Source organism: Algihabitans albus (assembly GCF_003572205.1).
GTDB lineage: Bacteria > Pseudomonadota > Alphaproteobacteria > Kiloniellales > DSM-21159 > Algihabitans > Algihabitans albus.
In genome coordinates this window covers 155724-173678 of sequence record NZ_QXNY01000006.1, presented here as the reverse complement: position 1 = coordinate 173678, position 17955 = coordinate 155724, and the positions used below count along the sequence as shown (strand labels likewise).

Here is a 17955-nt window from a genome sequence, read left to right as displayed (position 1 = left end):
CTGAGACGAAGATTTGGGCAAACCGAAGGCCGCCTAGCGGGTTCGGAGACCTTGCCCCGATCTGATCCACGGGCCCTGCCGACCGATCGGAGGGCTGTTCGAACACATATCGCTTCTTGGAGGATATGATCTATGCGTACCACCGATTTTTCCCCGCTTCTGCGCGCCACGGTCGGATTCGACCGTATGATGAACCTGCTCGATACGGCGAGCCGGGTCGACGAGAGCGCACTCAACTATCCCCCCTACAATATCGAGAAGACCGGCGATGACGCCTATCGCATCACGATGGCGGTGGCCGGATTCGGCGATGACGACCTGAACGTCACGCTGCACGAGAACCAGCTGACGATCGAAGGCAAGAAGGGACGCGACGAAGCCGAAGGACAGGGCGAACGCCCCCGTTTCCTGCATCGCGGCATCGCGACCCGTGCGTTCCAGCGCAGCTTCCAGCTCGCCGATCACATCCGCGTGTCCGGCGCCCGGCTGGAGAACGGCCTGCTGCATGTCGAGTTACTGCGCGAGGTGCCGGAGTCGGCGAAGCCCCGCAGCATCGCGATCCAGGCCGTCGCCAACGGCCGGGGCACGAAGGTCCTGGAGAACGAAGCCGCGTAAGTCCGACGGTTTCAAAACGGCAAGAGAGGGCCGGGCGGAGCGACCGTCCGGCCCTTTTTGCGGTCTCCGCTTACAGACAGACCCCTTCTGAAGATGTCCGAAGACCTTGCCGTTCTACTTGGTCGTGAGTGTCTCCGCCTCTTTCCCTGAATTCGCGGGAGGAGCGGGCTTATGCAGGGCGACTCCGAGCATGACCAGAGCCACGCCGAAAAGGTCCTGCAAGGTCGGAATCTGCGCGAGCACGATCGCCCCGATGAGCGTCGCCGTGGCCGGAAGAAGCGCGAGGAGCAGCGCGAAGCTCGCACGCGGCAATCTCGACATGGCCAGTTGGTCGCAAACGTAAGGGATTACAGAGGAGCAGAGGCCGACGCCGAGACCCGCAAGCAGCAACTCGACGGCGCCGAAGGCTTCCATCGCTTCCGGGAAGCCGATGGGCATGACGAAAAGGAAGGCGATCGCCATGGCGGCGCCGAGACCCTCGACACCGCCGCTTGCTCCCTGCTCCGAGACCTTATGCCCCAGGATGACGTAGCCGACGAAGAGCGCTCCGTTGAGAAAAGCCCAGAACAGTCCCAGCGGATCACTCGACCAGGTCACGTCGATCAGCAGTAGGACGCCGACCATGGCGAGGGCCAACGCCAGAAAATTGCGGCCCGTCCGCAGTCCGCAAACCGCCAGTCCGATCGTGCCGACGAACTCGATTGCCGCGACCAGGCTCATGGGGAGCCGTTCGAGCGCCAGGTAGAAGGATACGTTCATGACGGCGAGACACAGACCCAGGCCGATCAGCAGAAGCCTTGTGCGGGAGTCCGCCGCGTGCAGCATCCGCCAAGGTTTGGTCCAGGGCGCGAAGATCAGCGCCGCCGATGCGATCCGCATCCAGGCGACTCCGAGGACGCCGACGGCGGGGAACAGCAGCACCGCGAAGGACGGCCCGAGATAGTGAAAGGTCGCGCTGATGCCGAACCAGGCGTGCGGCGGGACCGACCGGGCGACTGCCGTGAACGTCAAACTGCGCGGTTTCATCGGCTCTCCCCGAGATTTCCATCAGTATGAGAGTCGATTTTTCGTAGCTACAGCGCATAACTCAGGTGTTAGGCTCGATTGGCCAATCTTTATGAGGCCGTAAAAGTGAAACGCCTTCGATATGAAAATGGTGGGCTGGATGCGGTGGACCTGCGGATCCTTTCGGCCCTCATCGACAACGCACGTGTCAGTCTGGCCGAACTCTCTCGGGAGGTCGGGCTCACCCCGCCGAGCGTGTCCGAGCGCATCAAGCGCCTGGAAGAAGCGGGCGTGATCGGAGGTTACACGGTGAAAATCAACCCGGAGGCACTTGGACTGCCGCTCGCGGCCTGGCTCCGCATCCGGCCGATCCCGGGTCAGCTCAAGAAGGTCGCCGAGATTCTGCGTGGACTGCCCGAGGTGGTCGAGTGCTACAGGGTGACCGGAGAGGATTGCTTCATCGCCCGCGCCCATGTGCCATCGGTCGAGGATCTGGAAGCGCTGATCGACGAGATCATCCCCTACGCGATGACGAATACCTCGATCATTCAGTCCTCACCCGTGCCGCGCCGTCTGCCGGTGATCCAGAAGCCCGCGGTCAAGCCCCGCTCGAGGACGCCAGCGTAGCGCGAGGTCCCGTACCGGCAAGGCATCTGAACGCGCGCCGGCCGAAAGCCGGGCGGTTAGAAGCGCGATTGAGCGACCTGGCGCAGCAGGAAATCCCGGAAGACCTCGATCCGCCGCGTGCCGCGCAGCTCCTCCGGATAGACGAAGTAGGCGTCGATGCGCGGCCCCTCGGACTCCGGCAAGACATGCACCAGATCGCTGCCCTCCTGCACCATGAACTCGGGCAAGGCGCCCAAGCCGGCGCCGGAGGAGACGGCCTGCATGATGGCGTAGACGTTGTTGAGGGTCAGCGCGGCCCGGCGCATCGAATTCGAGGGCATGCCGATGCGCAACAGCCAGTTCACGTCGGGAACCGGGGGACGGGTGTCTTCGCCGTAGACGACGATCCGATGGTTGTCCAGATCGCTCGGCACCTTCGGCAGGCCGTGCTTCTTGAGGTAGGCCGTCGAGGCGAAGGCGTGCATGTGCACGGTCAGCAGGTGGCGCTGGATCAGGTCGGCCTGGCGCGGCGGCGACAAACGAATGGCCACGTCCGCCTGGCGCATCGAGAGATCGAGTTCCCGGTCGTCCAGGATCATATGCAGCTCGATCTCGGGATAGAGTTCCAGGAACTCGCGCACCCGCGGTGCGAGCCAGGTCGAGCCGAAGGCGACAGTCGTGGTGACCTTGAGCGGTCCGCGCGGCCGGTCCTTGCTTTCGGTCAGCAGCGCCTCGGTCATCGCCAGCTTGCCGAAGACCTCATGCGCCGTGTGGTAGAGCAACTCGCCCTGTTCGGTCAGAATCAGCCCGCGCGCATGGCGGTGAAACAACGGGACCTTCAAGGACTCCTCGAGGGCCGAGATCTGCCGGCTGACCGCCGACTGGCTGAGATTCAACACCTCGCCCGCATGCGTGAAGCTGCCCGCTTCCGCAACGGCGTGGAAAATGCGCAGCTTGTCCCAGTCCATCAAAGGACTCCGCCCCCACTGGAGTTAGCGCCGCGAAGAAACGTCCGACTCGAACGGCGCGCCCTAACTATAGAAGTTGGAAGAGCTAAAAGCCCAGCCCGGCGAAGCTGGACGCCCCACCCCACCGCTCCGCGCGCGGCGAAGCTGCGATTGCGCGCGCTACTCGGCGGCGACCGCCTGATCGCCCAGCGCCGCCAGATACTTTTCCGCCTCCAGCGCCGCCATGCAGCCCATGCCGGCAGCCGTGACGGCCTGGCGAAATACCTTGTCCACGCAGTCGCCGGCGGCAAAGACGCCGGGGATCGCCGTCCTGGTGGAGCCCGACTCGGCCAGGATGTAGCCCTCCTCGTCCATCGGCAGCTTGCCCTTGACGAAGGCCGTGGCCGGGTCGTGGCCGATGGCGACGAAGAAGCCGTGACAGGCGATGTCCTGGGTGGCGCCGGTCTTGACGTTCTTCGCACGGACCCCCGTCACGCCCATCTCGTCGCCCAGCACCTCCTCCACCACGTGGTCCCAGACCACCATGACCTTGGGGTGCTTGAAAAGACGGTCCTGCATGATCTTTTCGGCGCGCAGGCTGTCGCGGCGGTGAATCAGGGTGACCTTGCTGGCGATGTTGGCGAGATAGAGCGCCTCCTCCACGGCGGTGTTGCCGCCGCCGACCACGCAGACCTCCTTGTCGCGATAGAAGAAGCCGTCGCAGGTCGCGCAGGCCGAGACGCCGCGCCCGTTGAAGGTCTGCTCGCTCTCCAGGCCCAGCCAGCGCGCCGAGGCGCCGGTCGCGACGATCAGCGCATCGGCGGTCAGCGTCGCACCGCTGTCGCAGCGCACGACGAAGGGGCGGCGGTCGAGATCGACCTCGGTCGCCAGGTCGTAGAGCAGCTCCGCGCCGACGTGTTCGGCCTGCTTGGACATCTGCTCCATCAGCCAGGGCCCCTGGATCACGTCGGCAAAGCCGGGATAGTTCTCGACATCAGTGGTGATCGTCATCTGGCCGCCCGGCTGAAGGCCGGCCAGGACCACGGGCTTCAGGTTGGCGCGGGCCGTATAGATCGCGGCGGTCAGACCCGCGGCACCGGACCCGACGATCAAAACCTGGACGTGGCGCGACTCGGCCATGACGAACCTCCCCATTCTGGCAAGCCGTTAGATTAAGCAGTGCGCCGCCGCCTCACAAGCACCGCCTCGTCACAAGTCCAGCGGTGTGGCGCGCCGTCACAGGCCGCCGAAAAGCGGTTGGGACCGCCCGCTAGACCGGCTGCAGGTTTTGCCGCGCCCCGGCCGGCAGCTCCACGGCGATGGCATCGCCGGGACGCACCCTGCCGCCGGCGATCACGACACCCATGACGCCGGCGAGGCGGATCAGGGCACCGTCGGAGTCGCGGTCCAGAACGGCCTTCATCAGGCCGGGCTGAAAGACATCGAGCTGGGCGCAGGGGTTGCGCAGGCCGGTGACCTCGACCAGCGCCTTCTCGCCGATCCGAAGCCGCGCCCCGGTCGGCAGGGCGAGAAGGTCGAGATTTCGGGTCGTGACGTTTTCGCCGATATCGCCCGGCTTCACGCCGAAGCCCCTGCCCGCCAGGACGTCGAACAGCTCGGCATGAACCAGATGAACCTGGCGCAGGTTCGGCTGACCGGCGTCGCGTGCCACGCGGGAGCGATGCTTGACCGTGGCGCCCTTGTGCGCATCGCCCTCGACGCCGAGGCCGGCCAGCAGACGGATCTCCGGCCGCAGGGTCTTGCTGAAGCGATGGCCGGCACGGGCGGCGACCGCCACAACTTCGGCAGCTTTCATCTGCAACGGCATCTTCCAGGCTCCTAGAGGGCCGCGAGAGCGGCGATCAGGCGGTCCATCTCCTCGGCGTCGTTGTAGTAGTGGACGCTGGCACGGACCAGGTCCGGCAGGCCGCGCCGGGTGGCGTCGAGCAGCGTGCCGTTGGGATCGCTGACGGAAAGGTTGATCGCCTGGTTGCGCAGCTTGGCGGCAACGTCGCTGGCCTCCCGGCCTGCAATGGTGAAGGTGCAGAGGCCGCAGCGCGTCTCGCCAAGATCCGTCACCTCGATACCGGAGACGGCCCCCAGGCGCTCGCGCAGCTCCGCCGCCAGGGCCGTCACGCGGGCCTCGATGGCCGGCAGGCCCAAGTCCAGCGCGTAGTCCACCGCCGCGCCCAGGCCGAGGACTGCGGCATAGTTGAACTCCCAGTTCTCGAAGCGGCGGGCGCCGTCGTACCAGACGAAGCGGTCCGGGGCCTCCCAACGGGCCGACCGCAAATCGGGAAAGGGCGGGTCCAGCCGCTCGAGCAGGCTGCGCCGGACATAGAGAAAACCGGTCCCGCGCGGCGCCCGCAGATACTTGCGCCCGGTCGCCGACAGCAGGTCGCAGCCGATGGCCTCTACGTCGATATCCAACTGACCCGTAGATTGGCAGGCGTCGAGCAGGAAGGGAATGCCCTTGGCGCGGGCGATCCGGCCGACCGCCGCCGCCGGATTGACCAGACCGCCGTTGGTCGGCACATGGGTGATGGCGATCAGCTTGACCTTGGGGTCGATCCGGCGCTCCAGTTCCTCCAGGTCGACCTGCCCGCTGGCGTCGCTCGGCACGGCGACCACCTCGATGCCGCGGCGCTGCCGCGCATGCAAATAGGCGATGTAGTTCGAGGCATATTCAGCTTCGGCCGTCAGAACCTTGTCCCCCGGCTGCCAGTCGAAAGCCTGGAAGGCCAGGTTCCAGGCCACCGTGGCGTTCTCGACCAGCGCGATCTCCTCGGCACCGCAGTTCAGCAGACGGCCGATGGAGCCGTAGACGCTGTCCAACCGCTCGGCGGCCTCGGCCCTGGCCTCGTAGCCGCCGATCTCGGCCTCGCGCCGCAGATGGGCGATCTGCGCCTCGACCACCGGTGTCGGCATCAGGGCCGCACCGGCGTTATTGAAGTGGGCGACCTTGGCACAGCCGGGCGTCTCGGCGCGCACGCGGGCAAGATCGATGGACTCCATGACGCTCGCGGTCGAAGTTGGACTCATAAGGCGGTGCTCCCGTTGCCGGCCTGCGCTTGACGCAGGGCCGTAGGCCTGGGAATAACCGGAAAGAGCTTTTGGAGGAAACCGTCGCGATGGCAGAGAGCCCTGACCTCTTTCACTTTCTGGAGAGGGGCGAGACAGACGCGCTCTTCGCCGCGCTGGACGAGGCCGGGGCGGCGGCCGACAAGGACGCGTCTTCGAGCGTCAACGCCCGCGACCGCTGGGGCTGCAGTCTGCTTTACTACGCCGCCGGCAAGGGCGATCCGGTCCTGGTCGAGGGCCTGCTGGAACGCGGTGCCGAGGTGGAGCGCGCCAGCGACGCCGGCAACACGCCGCTGATGATCGCCGCCGCGCGCGGCCACCTCAAGATCGTCAAGCGGCTGCTGACGGCCGGTGCCGACGTCGCACACAGCAACCGCTGGGGCTTCGACGCCCACAAGTGGGCCGACTGGTGCCCCAACGCGACAGAGGTTCAGGCCGAGCTTTTCGCCGCCAGAAGCTAGCTCTTCAAACGCCGGACCCAGGTCGCGGCCCGGTTGACGACGGATGCAGGAAGGTGCTTGCGCATCCTGCTTTTCACACGGTGCTGCAGGGAGGCAGCATCGTGTTCGTTCGTCGCCACCCACTGCACATAGTTGGTGTAGTCGATATCCGCCTTGGTCTCGTCCGTCGTGTAGTAGTAGGTCGCCAGAGAGTTGCGGCGCAGGCCGTCCGGACAGGCGAGCGGATGCGGATGGCCGTGGAAGGAGCGCCGGCCCGTGAAGAAAACCGCCATGCGGTTGAACAGGGGTTCGATCTTGGTCACGCAGGCGCTGGCGTCCTCGTTCCAGAGCTCCAGCGCGCCGCCGTACTCCGGCTTCCAGTCCGGCGTGCAGTAGTAAAGGCAGTTGATCACCTGGGACATCTTCTTGTCCGGGTGGCGCGAGGCGTCGACGTGCACCATCAGGCGGCCCCCCCGGCCGGTCGAGTGCAGACCGCAGCCGTGGAATCCCGGATCGGGGGACAGAAACTCGATCCCCGTCAAACGGCTGAGGAAGTCGCAGAAGACGCCGGACTGCAACCCGTACATCACATGGCGGATGTAGGGCGGAAAGGTTTCCTCATTGCCCGTGGTCAGCTTCTCGATCCGGCGATCGTTGCTGTGTTTCGCGTCCCCGGGCCCCGTGAGACGCCAGCCTGGATAGGCGCTGTCCGGGAAGGTCGAGGCGATCCGCCGGGCCACCTCGAGCGGCAGGAAGTCGTCGATGACGACGTGAGGAAAGGGCTTGGCGCTCTGAAACGCCTCGGCATGCCTGAGACCAAGGTCCCGCATGGCCTCTCGGGAAAAGTAGAAGAAGTCGGAACTCGGCTTCGCTTCCGATGGAACGCTGACATCGACGGTCGCCACGGCTGCATCCCCCTGCGTGCTTGTGCGCTTAATTGCGCAGCTTATGGTTGATGATACAGCGAAAGATTGTCTTTATTCAATATTTGAATCGCATTGCGTGAAAACCCCACGCCTCGCGCGGGGTCGGGGAGGCCGGTACGGGCGGCGACAGCCGTTGGCCTGGACCTGACCTCGCCCGAAGCCTTTCGACAGACTGGTCGATCGGGCCGGAGTCACCCGTCGGGCCGGGCGAACGACCGCCGGCTTGGCGGCCTTAACGGATGGCGCCGGGAGCCGCCTGATCGGCAAGACCGGCCAAATGCGCGTCGAGCGAGACGGCCGACGCTTGGGCCTTCGCAGCCTCGCGCGCAGCACGGCGGGCTTCCCGCGCCGCCTGGGCGGCGAGGCGCTTTTCCTCGTTCCAGTAGCGGAACACCTTACCGCGGTAGCGGTTGGCGAAAGCCGGCGTGGCGGAGTGATAGCGCCCGATGGCCTTGGTCCAGCTATTAGTCTTGGCCCGCAGATCAGTCAGAAACTTCGCCGCATAGGCGACATTGAAGGCCGGGTCGAAAGCCTGCGTGATCGACTCGAAGGCATCGGGATGGAAGTGCAGATTGATCTGCATGCAGCCAACGTCGATGTTGCGCACCCCACGGGCCTTCAGCGACTCGACTTCGGCGATGGCGGCGGCCTTGGTCGGCAGATAACGCCCCTTGCCCTCGGCCATGACCGTCCAGGGCCAGGCAAGATGTGCCTGCCGCTCCCGGCTCCAACGGCCCGACTCGGTGCGGGAAAGGGCGGTCAGCAGGTGTTTCGGCAGATTCAAGAGCTGCTCGGCCGCCGCGATGTTCCGGCCGCAGAGCTCCCACGGCGAAAGCGGCTGAACATGAGGGATGCCGCCAGGGACCGGCCCGGGACCCTCGTCTGCGACTCCGGCAGGAATTCCGCCGGATTTCGGCGCTTCGAGGGTCGCCAAGGCGGGAGTCGCCAGGGCAGCGGTGGCGCAGGCGAGGGTCAGCGCCAAAAGGCCCCGTCCGATCGGTGTTCGGGTCTGTGGTCCGATCTGTGGCTTGAGGCCGAATGGAAGTCCAAACGTGAGGCCGAGCATGGTCTTCTCCCGGATCGCGGCGCGCGTTTTCGAAGAAACCGCAGCAAACCGCGTGCCAATCTCCGTTCGGTTCCTGCCAAATCCAGGCGTGTCTCCGCCAAACCCTTGATTCGCCATATTTCTGCTGCATTGCAGCATGCGACGGTGGCAATGGTGTTCTCTAAATGCCACGTTACAGAAAGAGAATTTCAGCTAGATCAGCGTGATAGCTTTTTCCCTTGCCAAGTCGACGGACGAAGCCCAAATTGTGCAGTGCGACATGGGCGGCACCGTCCGCTGCTGCTCTGTCGTACGTCTCTAAGGGCGTTTCCTCCCTAAACTTGGGCCGTGCCTTCTGGCACGGCCCTTTTTTCTTTGGTGCCTCGCAGGTTTCCTTGGGCTGCCCGGCCGGACTCTCGCTCTTGCCTCTTCCCAAGCGCGCGCGCGCATGGCATAGGCCTGCCTTCAGCACAGACCAACCGATTTCGGGCTCCTGCCGGCGCGGCGAAGCGCGCTTCCGGCGAGGGGCCCTGCGAGCGCGACCAGCCCGATCCGAAACCGCAGCCTGACCTGAAATTCCTGCCTGTCCCGAAACACCTGCCGCAAAGACCTCATGCCGAAACGTACCGATATCCAATCCATCCTGATCGTCGGAGCCGGCCCCATCATCATCGGCCAGGCTTGCGAATTCGACTACTCCGGCGCCCAGGCCTGCAAGGCCCTGCGGGAGGAGGGTTACCGGGTGATCCTGGTGAACTCGAACCCAGCCACGATCATGACCGATCCCGGTCTGGCCGACGCCACCTACATCGAGCCGATCACGCCCGAGGTGGTGGCCAAGGTGATCGAGAAGGAGCGGCCCGATGCGCTGCTGCCGACGATGGGCGGACAGACGGCACTGAACACCTCGCTCGAGCTGTTCCGTAGCGGCGTGCTGGAGGAGTACGGCGTCGAGATGATCGGGGCCGACGCCGACGTGATCGACAAGGCCGAGGATCGTCAGCGTTTCCGCGAGGCGATGGATGCCATCGGCCTGAAGAGTCCCGTCAGCGTCGTCATCACCGACTATGAGGAAGCGGTGGCGGCCTTGGAGAAGACCGGCCTGCCGGCGATCATCCGGCCCTCCTTCACGCTCGGCGGGACAGGCGGCGGGATCGCCTACAATCGCGAGGAATTCGAGGAGATCGTGCGCGGCGGCCTGCGCGCCAGCCCGACCAACAGCTGCCTCATCGAACAGTCGGTTCTGGGCTGGAAAGAGTACGAGATGGAGGTGGTCCGCGACCGCGCGGACAACTGCATCATCGTCTGCTCCATCGAGAACATCGATCCCATGGGCATCCACACCGGCGACTCCGTAACGGTGGCGCCCGCGCTGACGCTGACCGACAAGGAATATCAGCTGATGCGCGACGCCTCGATCGCCTGTCTGCGCGAGATCGGCGTGGATACCGGCGGCTCCAACGTGCAGTTCGCGGTCAATCCGGCCAGCGGCGAGCTGGTGGTGATCGAGATGAACCCCCGGGTCTCGCGCTCCTCCGCCCTCGCCTCCAAGGCGACCGGCTTCCCGATCGCCAAGATCGCGGCCAAACTGGCCGTCGGTTACACCCTGGACGAGCTGACCAACGACATCACGAAAGTGACGCCGGCCTCCTTCGAGCCGACCATCGACTACGTGGTCGTCAAGATGCCGCGCTTCACCTTCGAGAAATTCCCGGGCTCCGAGCCGTCGCTGACCACCTCCATGAAATCGGTCGGCGAGGCGATGGCGATCGGCCGCTGCCTGCAGGAGGCGCTTCAGAAGGCGCTGCGCTCCATGGAGACGGGTCTCGAAGGCTTCGACGAGATCGAGATTCCGGGTACGCGCGGCCCCGACGGCAGCCTCGACAGGGAAGCGGTTGCGATCCACCTGGCAAAGCCCCTGCCCGACCGGGCCTTGAGCGTGGCCCAGGCGTTCCGCGACGGCCTGAACCTGGAGCAGATCCGGCAGGCGACAAAGTACGATCCCTGGTTCCTGCGCCAGATCGAGGAGATCGTCGCAGCCGAGGCAGTCGTGGTCCGCGACGGCCTGCCGGAGGACGCTCTCGGGCTCCTGCGGCTCAAAAAAATGGGATTTTCCGACGCGCGCCTGGCCAAGTTGACCGGTGTCGACGTCCAGGTGGTCGCGGCCGCCCGGCACGCACGCGACGTGCGCCCCGTCTACAAGCGGATCGACACCTGCGGCGGCGAGTTCCCCTCGTTGACCCCCTACATGTACTCGGCCTACGAGGGCGACGGCTGGGCGCCGCCGGCCTGCGAGGCCGAACCGACCGACCGCACGAAGGTGATGATCCTGGGCGGCGGCCCGAACCGCATCGGCCAAGGCATCGAATTCGACTACTGCTGCGTCCATGCCGCCTACGCCCTGAAGGAAGCCGGCTTCGAGACCATCATGGTCAACTGCAACCCGGAGACGGTCTCGACCGACTACGACACCTCCGACCGTCTCTATTTCGAACCGCTGACCGCCGAGGACGTCATCGAGATCGCCCGCGCCGAACAGGCCAAGGGTACCCTCAAGGGCGCCATCGTGCAGTTCGGCGGGCAGACGCCGCTGAAGCTGGCCGAGGACCTGGAGACCGCCGGAATTCCGATCCTCGGCACCTCGCCGGATGCCATCGACCTGGCCGAGGATCGGCGCCGCTTCCAGCAACTGCTCAGGACGCTGGAGCTGAAGCAGCCGGCCAACAGCACGGCCACGACGGTCGAGGAGGCGCGCAAGGTGGCCGCCGAGATCGGCTATCCGGTGCTGCTGCGCCCCTCCTACGTGCTGGGCGGGCGGGCCATGCGCATCGTCCACGACCAGCAGGAGTTGGACGACTACATCGCGACCGCCGTGCGGGTGTCCGGGCGCAATCCGGTGCTGCTCGACAGCTACCTTTCGGATGCCATCGAGGTGGACGTGGATGCCGTCAGCGACGGCGAGGAGGTCTATGTCGCCGGTATCATGGAGCACATCGAGGAGGCCGGGATTCATTCCGGCGACTCGGCCTGCGCGCTGCCGCCTCACTCGCTCTCGACCGAGATCCAGACGGAGATCGCCCGGCAGACGCGCCTGCTGGCGAAGGGACTGGAAGTCGTCGGCCTGATGAACGTCCAGTTCGCGGTGCGCGGCGGCGAAATCTACATTCTGGAGGTCAACCCGCGGGCCAGCCGGACCGTCCCCTTCGTCGCCAAGGCGACCGGCGTCCCCATCGCCAAGATCGCCGCGCGCGTCATGGCGGGCGAAAAACTGCGCGGCTTCGCCATCCCGGAAGCCAAGCGCCGTCACATCGCGGTCAAGGAAGCCGTCTTTCCCTTCGCGCGCTTCCCCGGCGTCGACGTGGTGCTGGGGCCGGAGATGAAGTCTACCGGCGAGGTGATGGGCCTCGACAGCGACTTCGCGAAAGCCTTCCTCAAGGCGCAGCTCGGCGCCGGCGTCGAGCTGCCGCGCAAGGGCACCGCGTTCCTGTCGGTGCGGGACGAGGACAAGCCGGCGGCGGCGAAGCTGGCGGCCGAGCTTTCGGATCTCGGCTTCGACATCGTCGCCACCAGCGGTACGGCCGCGTTCCTGGCCAACCAGGGTCAGCCGGTCGAGGCGGTCAACAAGGTGCGCGAGGGCCGGCCCCATGTGGTCGACCGCATCATCGATGGCGGCGTGCAGCTGGTCTTCAACACCACGGAGGACGCCAAGGCGATCGCCGACTCCTTCTCGATCCGACGGACGGCCCTGACGAACGGAATCCCCTACTACACGACCATTGCGGGTGCGGATGCGGCGGTACAGGCGATCGCGGCCCTGAAGTCCGGCCAGCTTGAAGTCGCGCCTCTACAGTCTTACTTTGTGGGATCGTTCTGACCCCCTACTGAGCGCCTCTGAAAGAGTGGCGCGCGGATGGGTTTCTTCTGTCAAAATACCCCCTTTTCGAACGGACAACGCCACTTCTGGTGACAGGTATCGCCATGACCGAGAAGTTTCCCATGACCGCCGAAGGCTTCGAACGCCTGGAGGTGGAACTGAAGCAGCTAAAGACCCAGGCCCGCCCGGACGTGATCAAGGCGATCGCCGAAGCGCGCGAACACGGCGATCTGTCGGAGAACGCTGAGTACCACGCCGCCCGCGAGCGCCAGTCCTTCATCGAGGGCCGGGTGGGCGAGTTGGAGGACAAGATCAGCCGCGCCCAGGTCATCGACCCCACGAAACTGTCCGGCGACACCGTCAAGTTCGGCGCGACCGTCACGGTTGTCGACGAAGACACCGACGAAAAGATGACCTATCAGATCGTCGGCGAACTGGAAGCGGACGTTAAGGACGGCAAGATCGCCGTCACCAGCCCGATCGCCCGCGCACTGGTCGGCAAGACGGAAGGCGATTCCGTCGAGGTCGCAACGCCGAAGGGCGCCAAGGCCTATGAAATTCTTAAGGTTGCCTTCATCTAGCTTGGGCTGCCGCCGGCTCCGACGTCGGCGTCCGGCCAGCGGCCCCCCATGGCCTGCGTGATCTCCTGACCGGCTGCGCGGACGCGCGGGCCATAGGTTTCGGCGCGTGCGTCCGTGACGCGCACGGAAGGGCCGGAGACCGACACACCGCCGATCGGCTCCTCGAACTCATTGAACACAGGGGCTGCGACGCAGCGCATGCCGGGATTGCGCTCCTCGTCATCGATGGCGAAGCCGCGTCCCCGGACAGCCGTCAGATCGTCGGCAAGCGCCGCCGCGCTGGTGAGAGTCTTCTCCGTGAAGCCCTCCAGTCCGCAACGGGCAATCAGGCGCTCCACCTGTTCCGGCGCGCGGTAGGCCAGGATAGCCTTGCCGATCCCCGAGGCGTGATAGGGACTGCGGGTTCCGGGACGAAAGAAGGCACGGATCGCCTCGTGCGTCTCGACCTGACTGACGAAGACCACCGCCTCCTCGTCGGCAACCGCAAGATTGGCGGTTTCCCCGGTCTCCTGCATCAGGAGCTGGATAACGGTCCGTCCGCGCTCGACCAGCTTACGGCGGCGCAGGAAGGTCGTGCCCATGCGGAAGGTCTCGACCCCGACGAACCAGAGCTGATTGATCTCGTCGAACTCGACCATGCCGTGTTGCTGCAGGGTGGTCAGCATGCGGTAGGCCGTCGAGGGCGCCAGACCGGCCGCGTCGGAGACCTCGGTCAAGGACAGACCGCTGCCTTCCGAGACCAGCTTCAAGAGCGTAATGGCGCGATCCAGAGACTGAACCTTGCCCTGCCCGGCCCCGCCTTCTTCGCTGCGTGGCCGGCCCCGCGACCGCTTTCCGTGAGTCGCCATGAAACCCTCCCCGGACGCCGAACAGGTCGAGTCTAACATTGGAAAAAATTTTTACTCACCGGAAAACGAGAAATCTGAAAAATGCGTTTTCCATGTCGATTCAATGCCTAACGTGATTTTTCCAATATATGGAAAAGTTTTCTGAAAAAATTGCAACGCCCACAAAGCCTCTCCATAATCCAGGCAACGTTCACAAGGCCGGAGCGTCGCACCCGGCCGAACACGACCTGGGAGGTCACGACCATGACGAGGATGCGCGCCGTCGACGCTGCGGTTCTGGTGTTGGAAAAGGAGGGCCTGACGACGGCTTTCGGGGTGCCGGGAGCCGCCATCAATCCGCTCTACTCCGCGATGAAGAAGCAAGGGGGGATCCGCCACATCCTGGCCCGGCACGTCGAAGGGGCTTCCCACATGGCCGAGGGCTTCACCCGCGCCAAGGCGGGCAACATCGGACTGTGCATCGGAACCTCCGGGCCGGCGGGTACCGACATGATCACGGGCCTCTACTCGGCCATCGCCGACTCCATTCCGATCCTCTGCATCACCGGCCAGGCACCGCGCGCGAAGCTGGACAAGGAAGATTTCCAGGCGGTGGACATCGCCGCCATCGCCGCGCCGGTCACCAAGTGGGCGGTCACGGTGATGGAACCCTACCTGGTGCCGATGGCCCTGCAGAAGGCCTGTCACCTGATGCGCTCCAGCCGGCCCGGTCCGGTGCTGGTCGACCTGCCGGTCGACGTGCAGCTCGCCGAGATCGACTTCGATATCGAGACCTATGAGCCCCTGCCCGCATTCAAGCCCGCCGCGACCCGCCAGCAGATCGAGAGGGCGCTGGAGATGGCGCAAACGGCGGAGCGTCCGGTCATCGTCGCCGGCGGCGGCATCATCAACGCCGACGCCAGCGATCTGCTGGTCGCGTTCGCGGAAATCACCGGCATTCCGGTGATCCCCACGTTGATGGGCTGGGGCACGATCCCCGACGACCATGACCTGATGGCCGGCATGTGCGGGCTGCAGACCAGTCACCGCTACGGCAATGCCAACTTCCTCGAGTCCGACTTCGTGCTCGGCATCGGCAATCGCTGGGCCAACCGGCACACCGGCTCGATCGAGACCTACACCAAGGGCCGGACCTTCGTGCATGTCGATATCGAACCGACACAGATCGGCCGAGTCTTCGCGCCCGACTACGGCATCGTCTCCGACGCCGGGGCGGCGCTCGAGACCTTCGTCGAGGTGGCGCGGGAGCGGGCCGCGGCGGGCAACCTCAAGGACCGTAGCGACTGGGCGGCGAGCTGCCTGGCGCGCAAGCGCACGCTGCAACGCAAGACCCACTTCGACCAGATGCCCCTCAAGCCCCAGCGCATCTACGAGGAGATGAACGAGGCCTTCGGGCGCGACACCTGCTACGTCACCTCAATCGGCCTGTCGCAGATCGCCGGGGCCCAGTTCCTGAGAGTCTACAAGCCGCGCAACTGGATCAACTGCGGCCAAGCCGGTCCGCTCGGCTGGACCCTGCCGGCGGCGTTGGGGGTGCGGGCCGCCGACCCGGAGCGCGACGTCGTCGCCCTGTCCGGCGACTACGACTTCCAGTTCCTGATCGAGGAGCTGGCGGTCGGCGCCCAGCATAAGCTGCCCTACCTGCACGTGGTGGTGAACAACGCCTATCTGGGACTGATCCGCCAGGCGCAGCGGAACTTCGAGATGGACTTCGAGGTCAGTCTGGCCTTCGACAACATCAACGGCCGGGCGGAGGACGAGGCGACCGCCGCCTATGGTGTGGATCACGTCGCCGTCGCGGAGGGACTGGGCTGCAAAGCCTTGCGGGTCAGAAGTCCGAACGAGTTCCAGGAAGCCTTCGCCCGCGCCAAGGCCCTGATGGCCGAGCATCGGGTGCCGGTGGTGATAGAGTTCATGCTGGAGCGGGTGACCAACATCGCCATGGGCACGGAGATCGACGCGATCAAGGAATTCGAGGACACTCTGGATCTGCCTGCGGAAGACACGCAGGCCGAGGCCGGGAAGATGCTCGAACCGGCCGAATAGCGGTGTTCGACAAGGAAAGAAACCGAAAAGACACATAAGGGAGATCCGTCATGCCCAAGTTCGCGGCCAATCTGAGCATGCTCTTCACCGAGCTCGAGTTCCTGGAGCGGTTCGCCGCCGCCGCGGCGGCCGGCTTCGAGGGGGTGGAATACCTCTTCCCCTACGACTTTCCGGCCGGGGACCTGGCCGCCAGACTGAAGGAACAGGGGTTGACCCAGGTCCTTCACAACCTGCCCGCCGGCGATTGGGGGGCGGGCGAACGCGGCATCGCCGTCCTGCCCGAACGGACCGAAGAGTTCCGCGCCGGCGTCGAGCAGGCCATTGCCTACGCCACGGCTCTGGGCTGCCGCCAAGTCAACTGCCTGGCCGGCATCGCGCCGCCCGAGGCCGACCCGGCGGAGCTGGAGGCGACCTTCGTCGCCAACCTCGCCTACGCGGCGGAGAAGCTGGACGCGGCCGGGATCAAGCTGCTGATCGAGCCGATCAACACCCGCGACATCCCCGGCTTCTTTCTGAACCGCACGCGGCAGGCGCTCGACATCATCGCGAAGGTCGGCTCCCCGAACCTCTTCTTGCAGTACGACATCTACCACATGCAGATCATGGAGGGCGATCTCGCCCCGACGCTGTCGGCTCACCTCGACCGCATCGCGCATATCCAGTTGGCCGATACTCCGGGCCGGCACGAGCCCGGCAGCGGCGAAATCAACTACCCCTTTCTCTTCGCCCATCTCGACGGCCTGGGCTATCGGGGATGGATCGGCTGCGAGTACAAGCCGGCGGCCGGCACCGAAGCCGGGCTCGGCTGGTTGCGCAGCGCTATGGCCCAGACGGCGGCCGCGGCCTAGACCGGAGAGCGATCAGGCGGACCCACTGGGTCGGTCCGGCGATTCCGTAGACTCCGATCCAGAGTCGAAAGATCAGAGTCCGTTTCTGACGATCGGCGGAAGCGAACCCGCTTTCCCCTACCGCGATCGCGCACTAGAAACAGAACAAGCCTCGTAAGGGAGACGTCCAAAATGGAAAAAATCGGTTTTATCGGCCTCGGCATCATGGGCGCGCCCATGGCCGGCCACCTGCTCGACGCCGGCTATGCCGTCGCCAGTTGCCTGCACCGCTCGCCGGCGCCACAGGAGCTGCTGGACAAGGGCCTGACTATCCTGGACGACGCCAAGGCAGTGGCCGCCGCCAGCGACGTCATCGTCACCATGGTGCCCGACACGCCACAGGTCGAAGCGGCCCTATTCGGCGCGAAGGGCGTCGCCGAGGGGCTGAGCGCAGGCAAGCTGGTCGTCGACATGAGTTCGATCTCCCCGATCGAAACCAAGGTCTTCGCCGAGAAGATCGAAGCGCTCGACTGTCACTATCTGGACGCCCCGGTCTCCGGCGGCGAGGTCGGGGCCAAGGCCGCCAGCCTGACCATCATGGTCGGCGGGCCGCAAGCGGCCTTCGACCGGGCCAAGCCGATCTTCGAGACCATGGGCAAGAACATCACGCTGGTCGGCGGTAACGGCGTCGGCCAGACCACCAAGGTGGCCAACCAGATCGTCGTGGCGCTGACCATCGAGGCGGTGGGCGAAGCTCTGGTCTTCGCGTCCAAGGCCGGAGCCGATCCGGCCAAGGTGCGTCAGGCGCTGATGGGCGGGCTCGCCGCCTCGCGTATCCTGGAGGTGCATGGCGAGCGCATGATCAAGCGCACCTTCGATCCCGGCTTCCGGATCGAGCTGCACCAGAAGGACCTGAACCTAGCTCTGCAGGGCGCGAAGGCGCTGGGCGTCAGTCTGCCGAACACGGCGACGGCCCAGGAGCTGTTCAACGCCTGCGCGGCGAACGGGGGAGCCGCCTGGGACCATTCGGCGATGGTCAAGGCTCTGGAGCTTCTGGCCAACCATCCGGTCGCCGAAGAGGGCAAGGCGGCGGAACAGGCAGCGTGACGGACGG

The 17955-nt window shown here is 65.5% G+C and carries 16 protein-coding genes; 8 read left to right on the top strand and 8 right to left on the bottom strand.

Annotated elements, in window-relative coordinates:
• Positions 1-132 precede the first annotated feature (132 nt).
• Entirely contained in the window at positions 133-615 is a 483-nt protein-coding gene (locus DBZ32_RS17600; RefSeq protein WP_119168553.1) for an Hsp20 family protein, read from the top strand.
• A gap of 114 nt (positions 616-729) precedes the next feature.
• On the opposite strand, the gene DBZ32_RS17595 is transcribed toward DBZ32_RS17600, so the two are convergent.
• Positions 730-1641 (bottom strand): EamA family transporter, encoded by a 912-nt coding sequence (locus tag DBZ32_RS17595; RefSeq protein WP_119168552.1) that lies wholly within the window; start codon positions 1639-1641, stop codon positions 730-732.
• A gap of 105 nt (positions 1642-1746) precedes the next feature.
• Here DBZ32_RS17595 and DBZ32_RS17590 point away from each other — a divergent pair, with 105 nt between their 5' ends.
• Positions 1747-2247 carry an Lrp/AsnC family transcriptional regulator gene (locus DBZ32_RS17590; protein ID WP_119168551.1) on the top strand — a complete coding sequence of 167 codons (501 nt, stop codon included), beginning with the start codon at positions 1747-1749 and terminating at the stop codon, positions 2245-2247.
• Between the two features lie 56 nt (positions 2248-2303).
• Here DBZ32_RS17590 and DBZ32_RS17585 read toward each other — a convergent pair whose 3' ends face one another.
• From DBZ32_RS17585 to DBZ32_RS17570, 4 genes are all read right to left on the bottom strand, one after another.
• Positions 2304-3194 (bottom strand): LysR family transcriptional regulator, encoded by an 891-nt coding sequence (locus tag DBZ32_RS17585; RefSeq protein WP_119168550.1) that lies wholly within the window; start codon positions 3192-3194, stop codon positions 2304-2306.
• 159 nt (positions 3195-3353) lie between these two features.
• Positions 3354-4313, bottom strand: coding sequence for a thioredoxin-disulfide reductase (gene trxB / locus DBZ32_RS17580; protein ID WP_119168549.1), 960 nt, complete (start codon positions 4311-4313; stop codon positions 3354-3356).
• 130 nt (positions 4314-4443) lie between these two features.
• Positions 4444-5001, bottom strand: coding sequence for an MOSC domain-containing protein (locus tag DBZ32_RS17575; RefSeq protein WP_235830257.1), 558 nt, complete (start codon positions 4999-5001; stop codon positions 4444-4446).
• A gap of 11 nt (positions 5002-5012) precedes the next feature.
• The gene (locus tag DBZ32_RS17570) at positions 5013-6215 is read right to left on the bottom strand and encodes an aminotransferase class V-fold PLP-dependent enzyme (RefSeq protein ID WP_235830256.1); all 1203 of its coding nucleotides are present in this window, start codon (positions 6213-6215) and stop codon (positions 5013-5015) included.
• An 89-nt stretch (positions 6216-6304) separates the two neighbouring features.
• Between DBZ32_RS17570 and DBZ32_RS17565 the strand changes: the two genes are divergently transcribed.
• Positions 6305-6715: an ankyrin repeat domain-containing protein gene (locus DBZ32_RS17565; protein WP_162906821.1), complete on the top strand. Its 411-nt coding sequence runs from the start codon at positions 6305-6307 to the stop codon at positions 6713-6715.
• Here DBZ32_RS17565 and DBZ32_RS17560 read toward each other — a convergent pair.
• Both DBZ32_RS17560 and DBZ32_RS17555 read right to left on the bottom strand, forming a co-directional pair.
• Complete coding sequence (locus DBZ32_RS17560; protein WP_208539289.1) at positions 6712-7599, bottom strand: 2OG-Fe(II) oxygenase; 888 nt, start codon at positions 7597-7599, stop codon at positions 6712-6714. The two genes, DBZ32_RS17565 and DBZ32_RS17560, sit on opposite strands and share 4 nt — an antisense overlap.
• 253 nt (positions 7600-7852) lie before the next feature.
• Positions 7853-8686: a lytic transglycosylase domain-containing protein gene (locus tag DBZ32_RS17555; RefSeq protein WP_162906820.1), complete on the bottom strand. Its 834-nt coding sequence runs from the start codon at positions 8684-8686 to the stop codon at positions 7853-7855.
• Between the two features lie 592 nt (positions 8687-9278).
• Here DBZ32_RS17555 and carB point away from each other — a divergent pair.
• Together carB and greA are read left to right on the top strand one after the other, a co-directional pair.
• The gene (carB, locus tag DBZ32_RS17550; protein WP_119168545.1) at positions 9279-12539 is read left to right on the top strand and encodes a carbamoyl-phosphate synthase large subunit; all 3261 of its coding nucleotides are present in this window, start codon (positions 9279-9281) and stop codon (positions 12537-12539) included.
• Positions 12540-12643: 104 nt separating this feature from the next.
• Positions 12644-13120, top strand: coding sequence for a transcription elongation factor GreA (greA, locus tag DBZ32_RS17545; protein WP_119168544.1), 477 nt, complete (start codon positions 12644-12646; stop codon positions 13118-13120).
• On the opposite strand, the gene bhcR is transcribed toward greA, so the two are convergent.
• Positions 13117-13968: an HTH-type transcriptional regulator BhcR gene (gene bhcR / locus DBZ32_RS17540; protein WP_119168543.1), complete on the bottom strand. Its 852-nt coding sequence runs from the start codon at positions 13966-13968 to the stop codon at positions 13117-13119. The genes greA and bhcR overlap by 4 nt on opposite strands.
• Before the next feature lie 243 nt (positions 13969-14211).
• On the opposite strand from bhcR, the gene gcl reads away from it, so the two are divergent.
• The 3 genes from gcl (at position 14212) to DBZ32_RS17525 (ending at position 17948) form a co-directional block, all read left to right on the top strand.
• The gene (gcl, locus tag DBZ32_RS17535; RefSeq protein ID WP_119168542.1) at positions 14212-16014 is read left to right on the top strand and encodes a glyoxylate carboligase; all 1803 of its coding nucleotides are present in this window, start codon (positions 14212-14214) and stop codon (positions 16012-16014) included.
• A gap of 50 nt (positions 16015-16064) precedes the next feature.
• Positions 16065-16862, top strand: a complete 798-nt coding sequence (hyi, locus tag DBZ32_RS17530) for a hydroxypyruvate isomerase (RefSeq protein ID WP_119168541.1) — start codon at positions 16065-16067, stop codon at positions 16860-16862.
• Positions 16863-17033: 171 nt separating this feature from the next.
• Positions 17034-17948, top strand: a complete 915-nt coding sequence (locus DBZ32_RS17525; RefSeq protein WP_119168540.1) for a 2-hydroxy-3-oxopropionate reductase — start codon at positions 17034-17036, stop codon at positions 17946-17948.
• Positions 17949-17955 lie beyond the last annotated feature (7 nt).